The organism is Desulfosarcina sp., assembly GCF_041551955.1.
Lineage (GTDB): Bacteria > Desulfobacterota > Desulfobacteria > Desulfobacterales > Desulfosarcinaceae > Desulfosarcina.
On sequence record NZ_JBFELV010000529.1, the window covers coordinates 1 to 3,205 of the forward strand.

3 protein-coding genes are annotated in these 3,205 nt (G+C 56.1%); all 3 read left to right on the plus strand.

Features of this window, described 5'->3' with window-relative positions; all coding sequences use genetic code 11:
* Window positions 1-1,338 (plus strand): hypothetical protein (locus ABYV26_RS23600; RefSeq protein WP_372683803.1); only part of this gene is annotated, 1,338 nt, incomplete at its 5' end.
* A 342-nt stretch (window positions 1,339-1,680) separates the two neighbouring features.
* Window positions 1,681-2,535 carry a P-loop NTPase gene (locus ABYV26_RS23605; RefSeq protein ID WP_372683804.1) on the plus strand — a complete coding sequence of 285 codons (855 nt, stop codon included), beginning with the start codon at window positions 1,681-1,683 and terminating at the stop codon, window positions 2,533-2,535.
* On the plus strand, window positions 2,532-3,205 hold a 674-nt coding region (locus ABYV26_RS23610), incomplete at its 3' end, for an ATP-binding protein (RefSeq protein WP_372683805.1). The genes ABYV26_RS23605 and ABYV26_RS23610, both read left to right, overlap by 4 nt.

The window sequence follows — 3,205 nt, forward strand, 5'->3', positions numbered from 1 at the left end:
GAAAAAGCCAAAGTGGCAAGAATTATCGCCAGCGTTGAGGCCTCACCCGAAAAGGCCGCCAAGGTGATAAAAAGCGTCTACGGTGATGACTATCAGAAAATCAATTCCCACCATCTGGAAGAGCGGCTGGGACTCTCTTCCGGTCTGCTTCAGGCCATCGACAATAAGCCCAAAAGCGAAGATGCCCGACAGGAGGTATTGAACAACCTGCAAAAGCGGCTGGATACAGTCAGAGACGATGTGTTCGACAACCTGTATTTCAACCGTTCCGAGGACAGCGACGTGGGCGCCCGTGGTCCTATTATGGGAGCGGTTCACCGACAGTTGCATAAAATGGTTTCCTTTTTCAAAGGGCGCTCCTCCACTCGGAAAAAGATGACCTCAATGGTTCACGGCACCATCCGGTTCGAGGACCGGGATTATGAAGTCCTGGCCGAGGATTTTGGCATCGATATGGATGAAGCCCGCCAGTTGGTCGATGTGCTGAAAAAGTGTTTCAACGAGAAGGGCCGCTTCCTCAAAGGGTCATTTGCCGACGCCCTGTCTCGATTCACCCGCTACGAGAAAAAGATTTTCGAGTTCCTCTGGCGGCATCTCAAGGATGTAGTGGTGCCGGAAGACCGCACCGCTTTTCTGAACGCCCTGCAGATGCTCACCTCCAGGATGAATCAGCCCAAACGAGCGTTCAAAATTCTGCTGGAGGATCTTCTCAAGGATCCTGGTGATATTCAATTTTCGGACGCCAAGGCACTGGTGCTGGCCAACCTCATTCTCCACGAATATGACAAGAGCCTGGCCGACATCGAAATTACGCCGGAGGATATCCTTTTCAACCAGCGTGGCCTGAACAAGGAGGTGGCGCAGTATGCCGCATGGAGAATGGATCGGGACCAGGAAGCCTTTTTCGACAAGGTCCGAACCATTCACCAAGCCCTGTGCGAAGCACTGGAGTTTGGCATGACCCGCAAGCACCGGCTGTCCGTGAAGGATCTCCTGGGCCTGGAGCGGGAGGTTTACATTTTTTTGTCCATGATCGAAACCACCGTGGGGCAATCGGTGCTGCGCAGCGCACTTACCGAATACGGCAGTCCGGAATCGGACCTCTACTTTCTGAAGGAGAGCGACCGATTCATGTCCCACCTGCTGCAGAACCTGCGGATAGCCATCCGCGGACTGGCCAACATCGGCACCATGGATAACATCCCGTCCCTCGACGCTGTCAAGACCCGCGAGGAGATCTTTCAGCGCCTCAAAAAAACCAAGGCCCACCGTGATCAGTCCCGTCTGATTTCGGAATGGGTTGACGAGGCGGTGAAGATCATCAAGTTCCGTTCGTAGGGCTCCTGCCATGGATGGATAGACACGAAATCGCGCCCTCCCATCAACAAGATAAGATCCTCCCCAGGGGAAAACCGTCCGTCCATCAAATCATGCCTACTCATGATTAAAACTAACCATTAGAAATTTTTAGGTTTAACCTGATTGAAGCCTGCCGGTGCGTTTCACATCGGATCCACAGCCCTTCTTTTTTTTGAGCATACGCAAAAAAAGCGCTTGACGTTTTATGAGCTTATGCTTAAATTAGATTTGATCAAATGCTCGTTTGTGTGCAGGATGCCCGGCGGGCAGACGGGGTGACATCAACGCATGCAGGATTGTTTTTCAGGGAGGGTAGACCCAATGATCATTAGCATTGCCAGCGGTAAAGGGGGCACCGGAAAGACCACCGTGGCCACCAATCTTGCGGTATCCGTAGACGGTCCGGTCCAACTGCTGGACTGTGACGTGGAAGAGCCCAACGCGCACCTGTTTTTGCGGCCAGTGATCGAGGAAACGACAACCGTCACCACCCCGATCCCTGAAATTGACCTGGAAAAGTGCAATCAATGTAAAAAATGCGCGGAAATATGCCGGTTCCGGGCCATTGCCGTTCTCGGTGATACGGTGCTTACCTTTCCCGAACTTTGCCACAGCTGCGGCGGGTGCATGGCGGTGTGCCCGGAAGGAGCCATTACCGAAACGGGACGGGAACTGGGCGTGCTGGAAAGCGGTGGCATCAACGGCGTTTCTTTTGCCCACGGGCGGCTGCGCGTGGGGGAAGCCATGGCGCCGCCGCTGATCCGGAAGGTTCGCGACCGTACCTGGGCCGACGGCCTGACGCTGATCGACGCCCCGCCGGGCACCTCATGCCCGGTGATCGCCGCCATGAAGGACACGGACTTTGTCCTGCTGGTCACAGAGCCCACGCCTTTCGGCCTTCACGACCTGAAACTGGCCGTGGAAGCGGTGAAGATACTCGAGATTCCCATGGGGCTGGTGATCAATCGCGCCGATGTGGGTGACGACAACGTCAGGGAGTATGCCCACGCCCAAGGACTCCCGATCCTCATGGAGATACCCTATGACCGGCAGATCGCAGAAAGCTATTCCCGCGGGGAGATATTATCCCTGGCTCTTCCCGAATGGAAGACCCGTTTCCGGGAACTGGCAGAAACTATCGCAACTCTGACGGGAAAGGGGATCGGCGCAAAATGAAAGAGCTTGTTATCCTAAGCGGAAAAGGGGGCACCGGCAAGACCAGCCTGACGGCAGCGTTTGCCAGCCTGGCCAGCGGCTGCATGCTATGCGATGCGGATGTGGATGCGGCGGATCTGCATCTGCTGATGCATCCCGACATCCAAAAACGGACCGATTTCAAAGGTGGTGGCGTGGCGGTGATCGACCTGCAGCGCTGCACCGAATGCGGAACCTGCATCGAGATGTGCCGGTGGTCGGCCATCGGGTCGGACTTCGTCGTCGATGAGATCGGTTGCGAAGGGTGTGGGGTCTGCGTGGATTTCTGCCCGGAGCAGGCCATTGATTTCCCCATCAAAACCTGTGGGCAGTGGTTTGTTTCCGACACCCGCTTCGGACCCATGGTGCATGCCCGGCTGGGCATTGCCGAGGAGAATTCCGGCAAGCTGGTGTCCCTGGTGCGCCAGCAGGCCAGGCAATTGGCCGAAGAGAGAGGCCTTGACCTGATCCTGACTGACGGCCCTCCGGGTGTGGGCTGTCCGGTGATCGCTTCGGTGGGCGGTGCCACCAGCGTGGTGATCGTTGCCGAACCCACCGTTTCCGGAATCCACGACATGGCCCGGGCCATCGAACTGTGCCGCCATTTCAAGGTGCCGGTGATGGTGTGCATCAATAAGTTCGATCTAAACCC